The 16,441-nt window shown below is 63.9% G+C and carries 18 protein-coding genes; 10 read left to right on the plus strand and 8 right to left on the minus strand.

What is annotated here, in order from left to right; genetic code table 11:
* The first annotated feature begins 322 nt into the window (after window positions 1–322).
* The 5 genes from M6D32_RS14085 (at window position 323) to M6D32_RS14105 (ending at window position 6,689) form a co-directional block, all read left to right on the plus strand.
* A complete protein-coding gene (locus M6D32_RS14085) occupies window positions 323–1,546 on the plus strand; it encodes an efflux RND transporter periplasmic adaptor subunit (protein WP_298257126.1) in 1,224 nt (407 codons plus the stop codon).
* On the plus strand, window positions 1,543–4,674 hold the full coding sequence (locus M6D32_RS14090; RefSeq protein ID WP_298257128.1) for a multidrug efflux RND transporter permease subunit: 3,132 nt from the start codon (window positions 1,543–1,545) through the stop codon (window positions 4,672–4,674). Before M6D32_RS14085 ends, M6D32_RS14090 begins: the two co-directional genes overlap by 4 nt.
* A gap of 159 nt (window positions 4,675–4,833) precedes the next feature.
* Window positions 4,834–5,535: a response regulator transcription factor gene (locus tag M6D32_RS14095; protein ID WP_298257130.1), complete on the plus strand. Its 702-nt coding sequence runs from the start codon at window positions 4,834–4,836 to the stop codon at window positions 5,533–5,535.
* Between the two features lie 140 nt (window positions 5,536–5,675).
* Entirely contained in the window at window positions 5,676–6,380 is a 705-nt protein-coding gene (queC, locus tag M6D32_RS14100; RefSeq protein ID WP_298257132.1) for a 7-cyano-7-deazaguanine synthase QueC, read from the plus strand.
* 108 nt (window positions 6,381–6,488) lie between these two features.
* Window positions 6,489–6,689 carry a hypothetical protein gene (locus tag M6D32_RS14105; RefSeq protein ID WP_298257134.1) on the plus strand — a complete coding sequence of 67 codons (201 nt, stop codon included), beginning with the start codon at window positions 6,489–6,491 and terminating at the stop codon, window positions 6,687–6,689.
* An 86-nt stretch (window positions 6,690–6,775) separates the two neighbouring features.
* Here M6D32_RS14105 and M6D32_RS14110 read toward each other — a convergent pair whose 3' ends face one another.
* A complete protein-coding gene (locus M6D32_RS14110; protein WP_298257136.1) occupies window positions 6,776–6,994 on the minus strand; it encodes a hypothetical protein in 219 nt (72 codons plus the stop codon).
* A gap of 254 nt (window positions 6,995–7,248) precedes the next feature.
* Here M6D32_RS14110 and M6D32_RS14115 point away from each other — a divergent pair, with 254 nt between their 5' ends.
* From M6D32_RS14115 to M6D32_RS14130, 4 genes are all read left to right on the plus strand, one after another.
* Window positions 7,249–7,458: a hypothetical protein gene (locus M6D32_RS14115; RefSeq protein ID WP_298257138.1), complete on the plus strand. Its 210-nt coding sequence runs from the start codon at window positions 7,249–7,251 to the stop codon at window positions 7,456–7,458.
* An 81-nt stretch (window positions 7,459–7,539) separates the two neighbouring features.
* A complete protein-coding gene (locus tag M6D32_RS14120) occupies window positions 7,540–7,905 on the plus strand; it encodes a PRC-barrel domain-containing protein (protein WP_298257140.1) in 366 nt (121 codons plus the stop codon).
* Window positions 7,906–8,026: 121 nt separating this feature from the next.
* A complete protein-coding gene (locus M6D32_RS14125) occupies window positions 8,027–8,377 on the plus strand; it encodes a hypothetical protein (RefSeq protein ID WP_298257142.1) in 351 nt (116 codons plus the stop codon).
* A 165-nt stretch (window positions 8,378–8,542) separates the two neighbouring features.
* Complete coding sequence (locus M6D32_RS14130) at window positions 8,543–9,115, plus strand: histidine phosphatase family protein (RefSeq protein WP_298257144.1); 573 nt, start codon at window positions 8,543–8,545, stop codon at window positions 9,113–9,115.
* Here M6D32_RS14130 and cobT read toward each other — a convergent pair.
* From cobT to cbiE, 5 genes are read right to left on the minus strand one after another with little or no spacing between them, the layout of a single operon-like run.
* Window positions 9,112–10,161: a nicotinate-nucleotide--dimethylbenzimidazole phosphoribosyltransferase gene (gene cobT, locus M6D32_RS14135; RefSeq protein ID WP_298257146.1), complete on the minus strand. Its 1,050-nt coding sequence runs from the start codon at window positions 10,159–10,161 to the stop codon at window positions 9,112–9,114. The two genes, M6D32_RS14130 and cobT, sit on opposite strands and share 4 nt — an antisense overlap.
* Before the next feature lie 40 nt (window positions 10,162–10,201).
* Window positions 10,202–10,975, minus strand: coding sequence for a precorrin-6A synthase (deacetylating) (gene cobF / locus M6D32_RS14140; RefSeq protein ID WP_298257148.1), 774 nt, complete (start codon window positions 10,973–10,975; stop codon window positions 10,202–10,204).
* Window positions 10,975–12,285, minus strand: coding sequence for a cobyrinate a,c-diamide synthase (locus M6D32_RS14145; RefSeq protein ID WP_298257150.1), 1,311 nt, complete (start codon window positions 12,283–12,285; stop codon window positions 10,975–10,977). The genes cobF and M6D32_RS14145 overlap by 1 nt, the downstream gene beginning before the upstream one ends.
* Entirely contained in the window at window positions 12,285–13,067 is a 783-nt protein-coding gene (gene cobM / locus M6D32_RS14150; protein ID WP_298257152.1) for a precorrin-4 C(11)-methyltransferase, read from the minus strand. The genes M6D32_RS14145 and cobM overlap by 1 nt, the downstream gene beginning before the upstream one ends.
* Window positions 13,064–14,257, minus strand: coding sequence for a precorrin-6y C5,15-methyltransferase (decarboxylating) subunit CbiE (gene cbiE, locus M6D32_RS14155; protein ID WP_298257154.1), 1,194 nt, complete (start codon window positions 14,255–14,257; stop codon window positions 13,064–13,066). The genes cobM and cbiE overlap by 4 nt, the downstream gene beginning before the upstream one ends.
* On the opposite strand from cbiE, the gene M6D32_RS14160 reads away from it, so the two are divergent.
* A complete protein-coding gene (locus M6D32_RS14160; RefSeq protein ID WP_298257156.1) occupies window positions 14,256–15,002 on the plus strand; it encodes a cobalt-precorrin-6A reductase in 747 nt (248 codons plus the stop codon). The genes cbiE and M6D32_RS14160 overlap by 2 nt on opposite strands.
* Here M6D32_RS14160 and cobJ read toward each other — a convergent pair.
* Complete coding sequence (cobJ, locus tag M6D32_RS14165) at window positions 14,978–15,712, minus strand: precorrin-3B C(17)-methyltransferase (RefSeq protein WP_298257158.1); 735 nt, start codon at window positions 15,710–15,712, stop codon at window positions 14,978–14,980. The two genes, M6D32_RS14160 and cobJ, sit on opposite strands and share 25 nt — an antisense overlap.
* Window positions 15,709–16,440, minus strand: coding sequence for a precorrin-2 C(20)-methyltransferase (cobI, locus tag M6D32_RS14170; protein WP_298257160.1), 732 nt, complete (start codon window positions 16,438–16,440; stop codon window positions 15,709–15,711). The genes cobJ and cobI overlap by 4 nt, the downstream gene beginning before the upstream one ends.
* Between the last annotated feature and the right edge of the window lies 1 nt (window position 16,441).

The raw sequence follows: 16,441 nt of genomic DNA on the forward strand, positions 1-16,441 counted from the left end.
AACCATGACAGCTGACGAACAGGCCAGATTGAGAAGCGAACTGACGACAGCCGGAGTCCGCCAAGCGCTCGCTGTCAAAGCCAGGGACAAGAACGACAAATAGGGCAACCCCGGCATTCAGGTAACGGTTTTTACCCGGCAGCCATGGAGGCCGTCGTCTCATGCGCTGAATGTCCGGAGGGCCAGCTCCAGGTTGGGTCAATTTCCCGCGAAATCACAGGACCTTCTCCAGGCGACGCCAGTTATTGAGCTTGTGCATGTCGCTCGCGACGGTAGGCTGCAACCTGAAATGAGTGGCGAGGCCGATCGAAAGGGCGGTGTCATGAAGCTCGCAAGCGTGGCAGGGGTCATCGGTTTCGTCATGGTCCTTGCGGCGATCGATGCACCAGCTTCAGCCCAGACGAAGCAGGGCGCGCCGGCACCTCCGGCCGTCGGTGTGCTTGAGGCGGCCAAACGTCCGATCACCGAAATCAACGAATTTCTGGGAAGAATAGAGGCCGTCAACCGCGTCGCCGTCGTTGCCCGCGTCACCGCATTTCTTGAGAAGCGGCTGTTCACCGAAGGCTCGGAACTGAAGACCGGCGACTTGCTTTATCAGCTGGAGCGCGGTCCGTTCGAGGCCGACCTCAATTCCAAGCAGGCGCAGGTCGCACAGTTGCAGGCGACGCTGGATAACGCCAAGCTGACAACCAACCGTGCCAAAACCCTGCTCAGCGGACCCGCGGGTCAACAGTCGACCTATGACACCGCGCTTGCAAACCAGCGAAGCCTCGAGGCGCAGGTTCAGGCCGCGCAGGCGCAGGTCGATCTGTCCAAGATCAATGTCGATTATACCGAGATTCATTCGCCAATCGACGGCCGGATCGGTCGTACGGCGGTCACTGAGGGCAATGTCGTCTCGCCAAGTTCCGGCACGCTCACGACGATCGTCAGCCAGGACCCGATGTATGTCACGTTCCCGGTCCCGGTTCGCGAGGCGCTGGGCCTTCGCGATCGCTATGCACCGCGCGGCGGCTTCAACGCCGTCGTCATCCGGATTCGTCTGCCGGACGGCCGATCCTACGGCCAGGTCGGTCACCTGAATTTCGTCAATAACACCATCGACCAAGGCACCGACACGATCTCGCTCCGCGCCTCCATTCCAAATCCGAAAATTGCCGGAGGAGTCCGCGAACTTACCGACAATGAGTTCGTCACCGTTGCTCTTGAAGGCGTACAGCCGGTCGAGGTGATCGCCATCCCCCGCTCCGCCGTGCTGTCCGACCAGCAGGGCGACTATGTCTTCGTGCTCGGCGCCGACAACAAGGCGGAGCAGCGGCGGATCAAGCTCGGACAATCGACTTCCACGGTTGCTTCGGTGACGAGCGGGCTTTCAGCGGGAGAGAAGGTCATCGTCGAGGGAATGCAGCGGGTGCGGCCTGGCCAGGCGGTTGCTCCCGGCGCTGCCAGCGCAATGATCAAGTCCAGCATGAACGGCACGACAGAGGGTGGTCCGTCGGATAATTCAGGCGGGATCGGTCCGAAGCCAGCGGGCAATTCTCCATGATTTCCGCCGTCTTCGTCGATCGCCCGCGGCTTGCCATCGTCATCGCTTTCGTGATCACGATTGCGGGCCTGCTTGCGATCCGGGAAATCCCGGTCGCGCAGTTTCCCGACATCGTGCCGCCGCAGGTCACCGTCACGGCGACGTTCCCGGGCGCGTCCGCCGCGGTAGTGGAATCCAGCGTCGCCCAGCCGCTGGAGGCGCAGGTCGTCGGCGTCGACAAGATGCTCTACATGAAGTCGACGAGCGGCAACGACGGCAGCTACACGCTGACCGTTTCCTTCGCGCTCGGCACCAATCCGGACATCAACACCGTCAACGTCAACAACCGCGTGCAGACGGCGCTGTCACAGCTGCCGACCGAGGTGCAGGCGCAAGGCCTTGTCGTGCAGAAGAAGTCCTCGGCGGTGCTGCAGTTCGTCGTGCTCTACAGCAAGAACGGCCAGCAGGATCCGCTGTTCATCACCAATTACGCCGTCATCAACATTCTCGACGCCATTTCGCGCACGCCCGGCGTCGGCCAGGCGACGCTGTTTGCGAAGCTGAACTATTCGATGCGGATCTGGTTCGACACGCAGCGGCTGACCAGCCTGAATCTCGCGCCTTCCGATGTTGTGGCGGCGATCCGCGCGCAAAGCGTGCAGGCGCCTGTGGGACGCATCGGCGCACGCCCGATCGGCGACGAACAGCAATTCCAGTTCAACGTGCAGACCCAGGGCCGGCTGACGACGTCGGCGCAGTTCGGTGACATCGTGCTTCGCGCCAATCCCGACGGCTCGGTCCTGCGCATCAAGGATGTCGCCCGCGTCGAGATCGGCGCGCAGAACATGGACAGCGAGTCGCGGATCGACGGACAGGCGGCCGTGCCGCTCGGAATCTATCTCGCCCCCGGCGCCAACGCCGTCACTACCGCAAAGGCCGTGCAGGCTACCCTTGCCAGGTTGTCGGAGCGGTTCCCGCCCGGCCTGACCTATCTCGTGCACTACGACTCCACGACCTTCGTCACCGACACCATTCGCGAAGTGTTGAAGACCCTTGGTGAGGCCTTCATTCTCGTCGTCATTGTCGTGTTTCTGTTCCTTGGCAGCGCGCGCGCCACACTGATCCCCGCAGTCGCGGTCCCGGTCAGCCTGATCGGCGCCTTTGCCGTGCTGCTCGCGTTTGGCTATTCCGCCAACACCGTGTCGCTTCTTGCCATGGTGCTCGCCATCGGCATCGTGGTGGATGACGCCATCGTTGTGGTCGAGAATGTCGAGCGCGTCATGGAAGAAGAGCCGGAGCTCTCGCCGGCTGATGCGACCAAGAAGGCGATGGCGCAGATTACCGCGCCGATCATCGCTATAAGTCTCGTGTTGCTGTCGGTGTTCGTACCGATCGCATTCATCCCCGGCATCTCCGGCACCCTGTTCCGCCAGTTCGCGGTGACGATCAGCGCGGCGATGGTGATCTCGGCGCTCAATGCCTTGACGCTCTCGCCGGCGCTCTGCGCCTTGGTGTTGCGACATAGCGGCCCGCGCCGAGGGTTCATGGCGCGCGTGCTACGCGGCATCGACTGGGTCCGCGACCGCTATGCCGGCCTGGTCCGGCGGCTGTTGCGCGTCGCAGTGCTGTCGCTCATTGCCGTGCTCGTGTTCGCCGCCGGCGCCGTCGGCTTGTCCCGCTTTACGCCGACGGGCTTCCTGCCCGAAGAGGACCAGGGCGCGTTTTTCATCGCGGTGCAATTGCCGGACGGCGCGTCGGTGGCGCGCACCGGCGAGGTGACCAAGCAGGTCGAAGCGCTGCTCAAGAAGATGCCTGCCGTCAATCACGTGCTCTCGATCATCGGCTTTTCGTTGCTGGACGGCGGCAACGAGCCGAACTCGGCCTTCGTCGTCGCAAGCATGAAGCCGTTTGCGGATCGCAAGGCGGCGGCGGATTCGGTGCAAGCGACGATCCGCAAGATGTTCGGCGCGGGCATGCAGATCCGCCAGGCCAACATCCTGCCGTTCAACCTGCCGCCGATCATCGGGCTCTCGACGTCGGGCGGGTTCGAGTACCAGCTTGAGGCGCTCGAAGGACAGGACCCCGCCGCGCTCGCCAGCGTCCTGGGTAACGTGATCAACGTGGCCAACCGCGATCCGCGGCTGGCGCGCGTGTTCTCGACTTTCACGGCGACGAACCCGTCGATCTATCTCGACATCGACCGCGCTAAGGCGCAGGCGCTCGGCCTTAGCATGAGCGACGTCTTTACCGCGTTGCAGGCGACGCTCGGCGGAATCTACGTCAACAACTTCAACCTGTTTGGGCGTACCTGGCAGGTCAACGTGGAGGGCGAATCCGGCAACCGCAACGACATCCGCGACATCTGGCAGATCTATGTGCGCAATAACAAGGGCCAGATGGTGCCGATGCGCTCTATCGCGAGCTTGCGCATCGTGACCGGACCACAGGTCATCACCCGCTACAACAATTATCGTTCCGTCACCGTCAACGGCAGTCCGGCGGCGGGTGTGTCGTCGGGAACGGCGATCGCGGCCATGGCAGGTTTGTCGAAGTCCGCGCTTCCTTCCGGCTATTCCTACGAGTGGACCGGGACGGCCTATCAGGAGCAGGCCGCTTCCGGCCAGACCGGCGTCATTCTCACGCTGGCGGTGCTGTTCGCTTACCTTTTCCTGGTCGCACTGTATGAGAGCTGGACCATTCCGGTGCCGGTCTTGCTGTCGGTCACCGTCGGCGTGCTCGGCTCCTATCTCGCCGTCAAGCTCAGCGGACTTAACCTCGACCTTTACGGCCAGATCGGGCTTGTGGTGCTGATCGCGCTTGCCGCCAAGAACGGTATCCTGATCGTCGAGTTCGCCAAGGAGCAGCGCGAGGCCGGTCTTTCAATTGCCGACGCCGCAGAACTCGGAGCCCGGATGCGTTTCCGCGCCGTGATCATGACGTCGATCGCGTTCGTTCTCGGCCTCTTGCCGCTGGTGGTCGCAACCGGCGCCGCGCAAATCAGCCGCCGCGGCGTGGGCACGGCGGTGTTCGGCGGCATGCTTGCGGCAACCTCGATCGGAGTGTTCCTGATCCCGATGCTCTACGCCACGTTCCAGCGCTGGCGTGAGGGTGCAAAACGGCGCTTCGGCAGAGGCGAGCGCCCCGGTTAGCCTCTGTTGCTGGTCATCCGTCGTGCGTGGTCAATCGCTCGACGCTCTCAGCGCCGTAGCTGAGACCGGCAAATTCACACCCTAAAGAATTCTTAAGTTTTAGTTCGGCCAGCCAGACCCCATCGTTTCGACCTGCGTCCAACGGAAGGGAGAGAACCGTTGACGAAGGGGCCCTCGGCCAGCCTCCCGACCATCTTGCTTGTCGAAGACGATGAGGAACTGGCCAACGAGATCAAGGCCGAACTCGAGGGCGACGGCTTCCTCGTGCGCAGGGCTTCCATTGCCGACGCCGCCCACGCGACGGAAAAAAGCGATGCCGCCATGCTGATCCTGGACCGGATTCTTGACGGCGTCGACAGCCTGCACACGCTCGAAATCATGCGCAGGCAGGGCGCTAAAATTCCGGTCCTGATCATTTCGGCTTCGTCGTCAGTCGACGACATTGCCGAGGGCCTGCGGGCTGGCGCGGATGACTATCTCGCAAAGCCGTTCTACATGGCCGAGCTTGTTGCCAGAGTGGAAGCCATGCTGCGCCGGCTCGGCGATATCAGCACGACCAGGCTGATCGTCGGCGATCTGGAAATCGATCTGCTCGAACAGACGGCCTTCAGGGGAAGCGCAAAGCTCAATTTGCTGCCGCGCGAATTCAAGCTGCTGGAATATTTCGCGCGCCGGCCGGGCCAGCTCGTCACGCGTGCGATGCTGCTCAAGGATGTGTGGCACTATGAATTCGAGGTCGAGACCAACGTCGTCGATACCCACATCAGCAATCTGCGGAGGAAGATCGACGATCACGGCCTGCCCAGCCGGATCGCGAATGTGCGCGGACTGGGATATATGCTGCGCGCTCACGCGGCTTGAACGTCAGGTCGCCCGGCACGCGGCGCGATCCGGCCGTGGTCCTGACCAACTGCGGCAGCCGCCTCGGCAGACAGGGCCGGACATTTAGAACCACCGGAAAACGAATAGGTAGATCCCGATGATCTGTGATAGGGAGACCTATGGCCGAAAGCGCGCTTGTTCTGTTCTCCGGTGGTCAGGATTCGACGACGTGTCTGGTATGGGCATTGTCGCGCTACGACCACGTGGAAACGGTCGGCTTCACCTATGGTCAACGTCACCATGTTGAGATGGAATGCCGGGAGCCTGTGCGCGCGGGCGTGACGGCCATCGAGCCGGCATGGTCGCACAAACTCGGGCGCGACCATCTCATCGATCTCGGTATTCTCGCCGAGGTCAGCGTCAGCGCGCTCACCGCGGATCAGCCGTTCGGAACGCGCCCCGATGGGCTGCCGGCCACATTCGTTCCCGGCAGAAACCTGCTGTTCCTGACCTTCGCAGGCATCGTCGCCCACCAGCGCAACATCAGGCGCCTGATCACGGGAGTTTGCGAGACAGACTATTCGGGCTATCCCGATTGCCGCGACGACACGATGAAGGCCCTTCAGGTCGCACTCAATCTCGGCATGGACGCGCGCCTCGCCATCGAGACGCCGCTGATGTGGATCGACAAGGCCGCGACCTGGGAACTCGCGCAAAATCTTGGCGGCCGCGCTCTCGTCGATTTGATCGTCGAAAAGACACATACTTGTTACGAGGGCAATCGAACCGAGCGCCACGAATGGGGCTTTGGATGCGGGATCTGCGATGCTTGCCGGTTGCGAAGCGACGGATGGCGGCGTTACAAAGCTGACACGATTCGATAGTTCGGAATTCCACCAACGTGCCGAAATTTTGGAATCTTTAACATAGGTGAGGGCGCCCGCGGCGAGCTCACGCATATGCTCGCAACGCCCTCTTGGGGAGATTCCATCATGCCGGACGCGGAAACAATTGCGGTACTTCGCGCGGTTCTCGAGGAGCTTTGTGCGGAGGTGGCCCTGGAAGATACGGCGACGAGGACCGGCGTTGCTTCAACGCTTCTTGCCGCGACGAGACGCGGACGCCAGTCGGTCGATGAACTGAGGGAGGCTGGCAAAGCGGCGCTGCGATCGCCTCCCTCGATGTGGCGCTGATCGGTGGCGGATGGGTTGGGCCAACTCCCGGAAATAGCTGCCTTGCCGTAATTTCGCGGTGCCACGTCGGAGTGGCAACGTGCGGGCTATTTCGCGCTCGATACGATCTCGATGAGCGCGCGCCGGCCGGCTGCCGTCAGGTCACCCAGCGTCGTCTTGCCGTTGCGTGCGCACTTGATAATCTGTTTGGCGATGCGCTTGCGCACCAAGTGCTCCTGACCGCGTGCAGTTCTTTCGCAGACGCGATCCAGCGCAATATTCATATTGGTGAGCGCGCGTGAATCAAACGATCCCTCGATCGACATCGCTGCCTCCCCGCCCCACGATGAGGCACTGACGGTAGGCGCGTTCGGTGTCGGCGTCGTTAACGTATGTTAGGTCGAAGGTTTGGAACGGTTCGCGCCGTGAGGCGTAGCCTCAATGCTTTCGTGCTTTTTCTCCCCGGGGCACGAAGGTTTTTCCGGACTGCCCCCCGGCGCCTGATGCGCCGGGGGGCAGACCATTCGAAAAGAAGCGGCGCCGCCTGCATTCCCACTCGCATTCCAACAGGAACTCCGACATGGCAGAACACTCCGGTCATGGTATCGCCAGGGACGGCCAGGCGCAGGATCAACCCGTCGACGAGAAGCGTGCACAAACCGCGCATCAATCGGATCCGAAGAAGTCGGCGACGCACGAGGCGACGCGCGATCCGAAATTGAACGACAGCGAGAAGACGCCGGGCTCGGGCATGACCCCGGATGAGCATGGCGATGCGCCATCGGGTTAGGTCCTGATTGGTGGTACCGGCGCCACGACGCCGCAGGAACCGCCATATCGAAAGCCGGTTGCCAGGTCAGGGAGACACCAAATGACAACGATGAACGAACGCGAATACGGCAATCTCATTGGCAGCGACAAGGTTGAAGGTACCGCCGTCTACGGCGCCGACGACAGCAAGATCGGCTCGATCGAAAGGGTGATGATCGACAAGATAAGCGGAAGGGTGTCGTACGCCGTCCTCGGCTTCGGCGGATTTCTCGGGCTTGGAAGCGATCACTATCCGCTGCCGTGGCAATCCCTGAAATACGACACGCGCCTCGGCGGCTACGTGACCGGCGTTACCGAACAGCAGCTTCGCGGTGGACCGAAGTTCGAGGCTGAAAAGGACTGGAATTGGGCCGATGCCACTGGAAACCGTGCGGTCGACGATTATTACGGAGTGCCCGTCGCTTGATGAGTGACGGGAATAAGAGCGGTGGCGAGCGTTCCTAAGCTCGCCTTCGAGAGGCCAACGGTCTGGGCCCTGCGGTGACAGCAAAATAGGAACGCTTTGAAAGTCGCGGCGTTTGCGACGAATGAGCACGTTCCTCGCGCGCCTTGCCGTCGCCGCAATGCTGTTGCCCGCCACGGGTGCTGTGGCGCGGGATGACGGACGTTTCGCTAATTCCCCCTTGAAGCCATGGTTCGATTCACTGAAGAGCGGCAGGGGGCCGTGCTGCTCGGATGCCGACGGCGTGACCGTGTCCGACCCCGATTGGGATTCCAGGAACGGCCATTATCGCGTCCGTCTCGACGGCGAATGGATCGACGTTCCGGACAGCGCCGTGATCACCGAGCCGAACCGGTTTGGCCGCACCGTGGTGTGGCCTATTGAAAGCCCGATCGGGAAAACGATCCGCTGTTTCATGCCCGGCAGCATGAGTTGAGGCGAAGGACCTGATCGGGCTTGCGGCCGTGCCCTGGCCGGCGACGAGCGCCGAAGCGCGCGATACTCGCCAGAATTCTTGCGCAAGCTCGCGGGACTCATTAGTTGGTCACGTCGGGCAGTTGCGATCATCTGCCGGCATTCAGGCTTCGCGGGGGTATTCGAGGTGGGCGAGAGCAGCAGCCTTTGGCTCGTCCGGCATGCGGCCGTTGACGGTCCGGCCGGAACGATCTGGCGGGCGGATGCTCCGGCCGATCTCAGCGATCGCGGCTCGTTTGAGCGGTTGCGCACGCACTTGCCCAGGGAGGCCAAGGCCTATGCAAGCCCGGCGCAGCGAACGATCGACACCGCGAAAGCTCTGATGCTTGATCCCATGCCGATGATAGAGTTCGCCGAACAGGATTTCGGCCAGTGGACCGGCCGCCGTCATAACGATCTCGCTGTTACCGGCGGCGAAGTCTACGCACAGATCTGGAGCGATCCGGCGCGCTCCGTCCCGCCGGGCGGTGAAAGCTTTTCCGATCAGATCATCAGGGTTCGGCGCGGGCTCGATAACATCGATCCCGGCTCGGCCATCCTGGTGGTCCATTCCGGGACCATTCGTGCCGCACTTGGCATCGCGCTTGCTATCGAGCCCGAGGCCGCGTTGCGCTTTGTGATTGATCCGCTGTCGCTGACGCGGATCGATCGGCTGGCTGGTGCCTGGCGCGTGATGGGCGTGAACCAGCGATTTCCTTAAGCACGATCCGGAACATTGGCCTCTCCGAACGTCGCCATGCCATTGTGGAGCGCGCAGGCGAGCCGCAGCAGCGGCAGTGCGATCGCGGCGCCGGATCCTTCGCCGAGCCGGAGGTCCAGATCGATCAGCGGCTGCGCGTTCAGCGCCCCCAGCACCAGGTGGTGCCCTTGCTCCGCGGATCGATGCGAGGCGACGAGAAAAGCCCGGCAGGAAGGATTGAGGCGCACAGCCGCCAGTGCCGCGGCCGAGACGATGAAGCCATCGATGAGAATTGGAATCCGGCGCTGCGCGGCCGCGATGATGGCGCCGCAGATTGCCATGATCTCGAGCCCGCCAACGGCGCACAGGATGCTTTCAGCGGAGGCGCCCGGCTTGGCAAGTCCGTGAAGCGCGAGTGCCTGATCGATCACCCGGGCCTTCAGTGCGCGCCCCTCGGCGTCGACGCCGGTGCCGCTGCCGGCGGTTCGTTCAGCGCCAACGCCGAGCAGAGCCGCCGCGATCGCCGCGGAAGCCGTCGTGTTGCCGATGCCCATCTCGCCGAAGATCAGGAGGTCCGGCGTGCCGGCGCGCGCCACAGCGCGCTCGCCGCATTCGAGCGCAAACGCGGCTTCGTCAGGCGTCAGCGCCTGTTCCTTGCTGAAGTCGCGGCTGCCGTGGCGCGGTTTGTCGGTGACGATGCCGGGCATCGGCGATTGCGCGAGCGTCCCCGCATCCACCACCTCCAAACTCGAACCGAGTTCGCGCGCGAGCACCGAGATCGCCGCGCCGCCGGCAGCGAAATTGGCCATCATCGCGACCGTGACTTCCTGCGGATAGGCCGAAACGCCCTGCGCGACTACGCCATGATCGCCTGCAAAGATGATGATCGGCACATTTGCAGCGCGCGGCTTCTCCGTCTGTTGCAGACCAGCAAGATCGCAAGCGAGCTGCTCAAGCCGGCCGAGCGAGCCGGCGGGCTTGGTTAATTGCGCCTGATGCGCGAACGCAGCGGCGCGGTGGGTGGCCGAAATTTCAGGACATTGCTGATAGACCCAATCGGGGAACATGCCGTTCTGCCTTTTGCTGTCTCGCTAGTTGAAAAAACCTTTATCGGCCGCGCTTGAGAATGTAGCTATCCATGATCCAGCCGTGTCGCGTGCGCGCCTCGCTTCGTGCGGCTGCGATGCGTGGCCCTGCTTCGGCGAGCGCGCCCGAGATCAGAATCTCGTTCGCCATGCCGAGATAGGCGCCCCACCAGATGTGCAATCCGGCCGGATCGAGCGACTGAAATGCGGTGCCGCCGTCCAGCATCACCACCACGGTGTTGGTGCCGGCCGGCCAGCCATCCTCGCGCAAGCGCCGTCCGGTCGTGACCAGAAAGGATTCGCCGATTTCGTTCAAAGGCAGCGCATGCGCGGCGCAAAGCGCCTGGATCGAGGTGACGCCAGGCACCACCTCGATCTCGGGCGGCGGATCGAGCCGCCGCGCGATCCTTAAGCTCGAATCGTAAAGCGAGGGATCGCCCCAGATCAGCAGGGCAACGCGGCCGTTGCGTCCGAGATGATTCTTGATTGCTTTCGACCACGCCGCCGCAACAGCATCGTGCCAATCGTCGACGCCCTTGCGGTAATCGGCCTCACCGGCGTTTCGCACCGGCAGATCGAATTCGACGATGAGGGTCTTCTCGCTTGAGAGCACGTCCCTGCAAATGCCTCGGCGCAAATCGGCAAGCTCGGACTTCTCATCGCCCTTGCGCGGAATGAGGATGAGATCGGCGGCATTGATGGCGCGGATCGCATCCTGTGTGAGCTGCCCGGGATTGCCACAGCCGATGCCGACCAGTGAAAGCGCAATGCCGGCTTGAGGCGTGACGGATGACATCATTTGTCCTCCGCGATGAGATGGAAGAACGTGCCCGAGACGTTGCCGCGCCGCGAGCCGGTTTCCGCGATGGTCGCGCCGGTGGCATCGCGCACCACCGCGAGCGGCGGGTCCGGCTGCGCGACAATCGTCGAGTAATGAAATTCATGGCCGCGCAGGCGCGCACCGGACGCATAGCCGGGGATGGTGCTTGCGAGCTCGGCCAGCCGGTAGCCGAGATGCATGCGCCGCCTGGCAAAACTTGTCTCGAGGCCCAGCAGGCCCGTCATCGTATGACGCACGCCTTCCGAATCGGTCAACGCGGTCCCCAGCACCATATAGCCGCCGCACTCGCCGTGAACTGGCCGCGTCTCCGCAAAGGAGACGAGCGCGCGCTGAAATCGCTGGTTCGCCGCAAGCCGTCCCGCGTGCAGTTCGGGATAGCCGCCGGGCAGCCAGCAGACGTCGGCATTGTCATCGGGGCCTTCGTCGGCGAGCGGCGAAAACGCAAGAATTTCGGCGCCGGCCGCGCGCCAGGCTTCCAGCATGTGCGGATAAATGAAGGAGAACGCGGCATCGCATGCCAGCGCAATGCGCTGACCGGGTGGTGAGAGACTTGCGGTCGGCGCGACAGGTTTCGGCGACCAATCACTCGCCGATTGCAGAACGGCATCGAGGTCGACATGCTGGACGACGAAGCGCGCCGCCTCGCCGATCAGGTGGTCGATACCTCTTTGCTCCTCGGCTTGCACCAGGCCGAGATGCCGCTTCGGCAACTCGATCGCGGCATGGCGGGGCAGGGCGCCGAAGACGGCAATGCCGGCATCGGCCAGAGCGCTGCGCACGAGGCTTTCGTGCCGCGGGCTCGCGACGCGATTGAGAACGACGCCAGCAAGACGCAGGTTGCTGCGAAAATCGCGCAAGCCCGTCGCAACCGCTGCGGCGGTTTGTGCCTGCCCGGAAGGATCGATCACGAGAAGAACCGGCCAGCCCATCATGGCGGCCAAATCGGCGGTGGCGCCGGTGCCGGATACGCCGGGCACCGCGACGCCGTCGAACAAACCCATCGAGCCTTCCGCCAGAACAAGATCAGCGTCAGCGCCACGCGCAACCAGTGCGTCGATGGTCTCGCGCGCCATCGCCCAGCTGTCGACGTTGACGGAAACGCGTCCCGTCGCCGCCGCGTGAAAGGCGGGATCGATATAATCGGGTCCGCTCTTGAAGCATTGCACGGCGAGGCCGCGATCTCGACAAGCACGCGCCAGCGCCAGCGTCAGCGTTGTCTTGCCGGCGCCGGAGGCAGGTGCGGAGATGAGGAGGCCGCGCGGCATCAGGATTTTTCCGGAAAGCGCGGCGCGGGGCCAGTCGGGCGGTAGCGCCGGTCATAGTCGGCGGCGTAGAGCCGGCTTTCGGCGAATTCTTCCGTATCAAGCGTTCGACCGACAAAAATGATGGCGGTGCGTTCAAGTTCAGGGCCGACGGCCGCATCGAGCGTTCCGAGCGTGGCGCGGATGATGCGCTGATCCGGCCAACTCGCGCGCCAGACGATCGCGATCGGGCAGTTGGGTCCATAATGCGGTACGAGCTCGGCGACCAGCCGATCGAGCATGTGGACCGAGAGGTGAACCGCCAGTACCGCGCCGGTCGCGGCAAACGCGGCCAGGTGCTCGCCTTCCGGCATCGCGCTTGCCCGGCCGGCCATGCGCGTCAGCACCACCGACTGCGCGAGCCCCGGCAGCGTCAGCTCCGCGCCAAGCGCTGCTGCGCCCGCAGAAAACGCCGGCACGCCAGGCGTGATGGTATAGGGAATGCCAAGCGCGCGCAGGCGGCGCATCTGTTCGCCCATCGCCGACCAGATCGAGAGATCTCCGGAATGAAGACGCGCGACGTTCTTGCCTTGCGCATGCGCGGCCGCGATTTCAGCAACGATGTCATCGAGCGACAGCGGCGCGGTGTTGACGATGCGCGCGCCTTGCGGGCAATGCGCCAGCACGCCTTCGGGCACGAGCGAGCCGGCATAGAGGCAGACCGGGCAGGCCGCGATGAGATCGCGCCCCCGCAAGGTGAGGAGGTCGGCGGCGCCGGGGCCCGCGCCGATGAAGTGCACGGTCATTCGCCATCTCCCGATCGTTTGACGGTGCTCCATTGCACGACGGGCCGCGCCGGCTCAAAGGCGCGATAGCGGCCGAGCTGACCCGCATGGGCAATCTCGATCCGCATCAACTCGCCGCCGTGACGCTGGTGCAGTTCCGAGAGGAGCGCTTCGGTTTCGATGGTCACCGCATCGGCCACCAGCCGCGCGCCTTTGGCAAGAAGCGCCCAGACGCTCTCACACATCGCGGCATCAAGACCGCCGCCGATGAAAACCGCCTGCGGCGCCGGCAGGCCGGATAACGTCGCGGGTGCGGTCCCCTCGATCACGGTGATTCGATGGCTCACGCCAAAAACTTCGGCGTTCTGGCGAATATTGGCCGCGCGATCGCTTCTCGCTTCGATCGCGATGGCCGTTCCGCCATGCAGGGCCCACTCGATCGAGATCGAGCCCGAGCCGGCGCCGATGTCCCATAGCCGCTCTCCGCGTCGCGGCGCGAGCGCCGAAAGCGCAAGTGCGCGCACCGGCCGCTTGGTGATCTGGCCGTCATGGACGAACAGCGAGTCCGGAAGGCCGGCGCTCCGCGGCATGCCGTTGGAACCGCGCACTTCGAGAGCCACGGCAACAAGCACCGCACCCGGAACGCCGGTGTAGCTGTCGGCCCGATGTTGCGCGACGGACTCTCGCGGTCCGCCCAGCGCGAGCAGCGTCCAGAATGGCGAGGTACCCCAGCCGCGCACCGTCAGCCATTCGGCCAGTTTGATCGCGGCCTGACCATCGCGCACGAGGCAAACAATCTTTTCACCGTCGGCCAGATGCGGCACGAGCCGCTCGAACGGCGCGGCGTGCAGGCCAAGACATACGGTCGATTCGAGCGGCCATCCCAACCGCGCTGCCGCCAGCGAAAAGATCGAGGGCGCCGGATAGGTGACCCATTCGCGTCGATCCAGCCGTTCGGCGAGCCGGCTGCCGACACCATGCCAGAACGGATCGCCCGAAGCGAGCACGACGGTGGGGCGGCCGCGGCACGACAGCACGCCCTCCGCATCGAACGGCACCGGCCACGGCTTTCCACGCGCGCCGGCGAGTGCAAGATGACGCTCGCCGCCGAACACCGTTTCCGCACTAGCCAACGCCTTTCGGCTTGCTTCCGAGAGGCCGGAAAGGCCATCTTCGCCGATACCGATAATGGTCAGCCAGGGACTATCCATGCGCGTTCTCATCCTCGGCGGAACGAGCGAAGCCAATCGGCTGGCGGCTGAAGTCGCGGCCGCCGGGCTCGACGCAATCTATTCCTATGCCGGTCGAACGCAGGTTCCGGTCAATCAGCCGCTGCCGACCCGCATCGGCGGCTTCGGTGGCGCGGACGGACTTGCCGATCTCATTCGGCTGGAAGAATTCACGCATGTGGTCGATGCGACCCATCCTTTCGCAACCGAGATCAGCCGCAATGCGCTTACCGCCTGCGCGGCGACGGCAACGCCGTTGGTCGCACTCGAGCGCAAGCCGTGGATCAAGACGGCTGACGATCGCTGGATCGATGTGGATGACATCGCAGCCGCCGTGGCGGCGCTGCCCAAGGCGCGCACCAATATTTTCCTCGCCATCGGCAGGCAGCATGTCGCGCCGTTCGCGGCCATGCCGCAGCATGCTTACACGCTCCGTTTCATCGATGCTGCCGGAGGGCCGTTGCCGCTGCCTGATGCCGATCTCCTCGTCTCTCGCGGGCCATTCACGCTCGGCGGGGAGCTGGAGCTGATGCGTTCGCGGCATATTGAATGGATCGTGGCGCGCAATTCCGGCGGCGAGGGCGCGCGCGCCAAGATCGATGCCGCGCGCGAGCTGCGCCTGTCCGTCATCATGATCAAGCGGCCGCAACTGCCCGACCGGCTGCGGGTAGAAAGCGTCGCTGACGTGTTGCAATGGCTCACTCATCCCGCGTGCCTCGGTGCATAGATCCAGCGGCCGACCTGGCGCGTCGCCGAATTACAGACAATCACGAGCGTTTTCATGTCGGCCATTTCCGGGCGCGCATGTCGCAGGCTCACGGTCTCAATTCTCTCATGAGCTGTGCTGATCGCGCGCGCGAAGATCACGAGGCGATCGCTGGGGCCGGCTTCCCCCAAAATTTCTAGCGCGCGCGCAAAGCCATCGGGGCGGCTCACCGAGCGGGGATTGTAGATGGCGACGGAGAAATCGGCTTCGGCCGCAAGCCGCAGGCGCCTTTCGATCACCGCCCACGGCTTCAGATTGTCGGAAAGATTGATCGCGCAGAAATCATGGCCGAGCGGCGCGCCGATGCGTGCCGCAGCGGCCAGCATCGCGGTGATGCCGGGCAGCACGCGAATGGAAAGGTCATGCCATTGCGGCGAAGCCTCCAGCGCCTCGAAGACTGCAGACGCCATCGCGAACACGCCGGGATCGCCGGAGGAAACCACGACTACATTCCGACCTTCCGAGGCCAGCCGCAATGCATCGGTGGCGCGCCCGATCTCCTCGCGATTGTCCGAAGGGTGTAAAATGAGGCCATCGCGGGGCGCGACGCGCGCGACATAGGGCGCATAGCCGAGAATGTCGGTGGCGGAAGCAAGCGCCGCCGACACTTCGGGCGTGATCATCGCTTCGCTGCCTGGCCCAAGGCCTGCGATGGTCAGCGTGCCCGTCATTCGGCAGCCTTCATGCGCCGCTCTCCGCCGTAGACCAGCACGATCGCGAAGTAGGGACAGTCGGTCTCACCGACATCGGCGAGACGTGCCACCCGTTCGCCGGGCATCGTGCCGCGTTCGATCAGCCATGCGTCGGCGAGACGTCCGGCTGATTGAAGCGCGCGGCGGACTTTGCTGAGGTTGCGGCCGGTCTTCATGATGACCAGCGCATCGGAGTTGCGCATGCGGCGAATGAGGTCGTCTTCGCCAAGCGTTCCCGTCAGCACCGTCACCACCTCATCGCCGAGCGCGATCGGCCGGCCAATCGAATTCCAGCAACCGGCCATGCCGGGAATGCCGGCGATCACCTCGATTTCGGCGCGTCCCTGCAAGCGCAGATGCAGATGCATGAACGAACCATAGAAGTAAGGATCGCCCTCGCAGAGCACGATCACGTCGTTGTGGCGCCCGAGCTCGGCCAGCCGCGCGGCCCAACCGTCATAGAAGGCGTCGAGCAGGCGCGCATATTCATCGCTATCCGAAGCGACTTCCGTCGTGACCGGATATTCCATCGGATATTCGATCGCGCCTTCGGTGAGCATGCCGTCGACGATGCGCCGCGCCTGTCCGGGATGGCCCTTCTTGCGGAAGAACGCGACATGCCGGGCGCCGCGCACCTCGCGCGCCGCGCGAACGCTCATCAGGTCGGGATCGCCGGGGCCGAGGCCGCAACAGATGATCTTCCCCATC

The organism is Bradyrhizobium sp. (assembly GCF_027307225.1).
Lineage (GTDB): Bacteria > Pseudomonadota > Alphaproteobacteria > Rhizobiales > Xanthobacteraceae > Bradyrhizobium.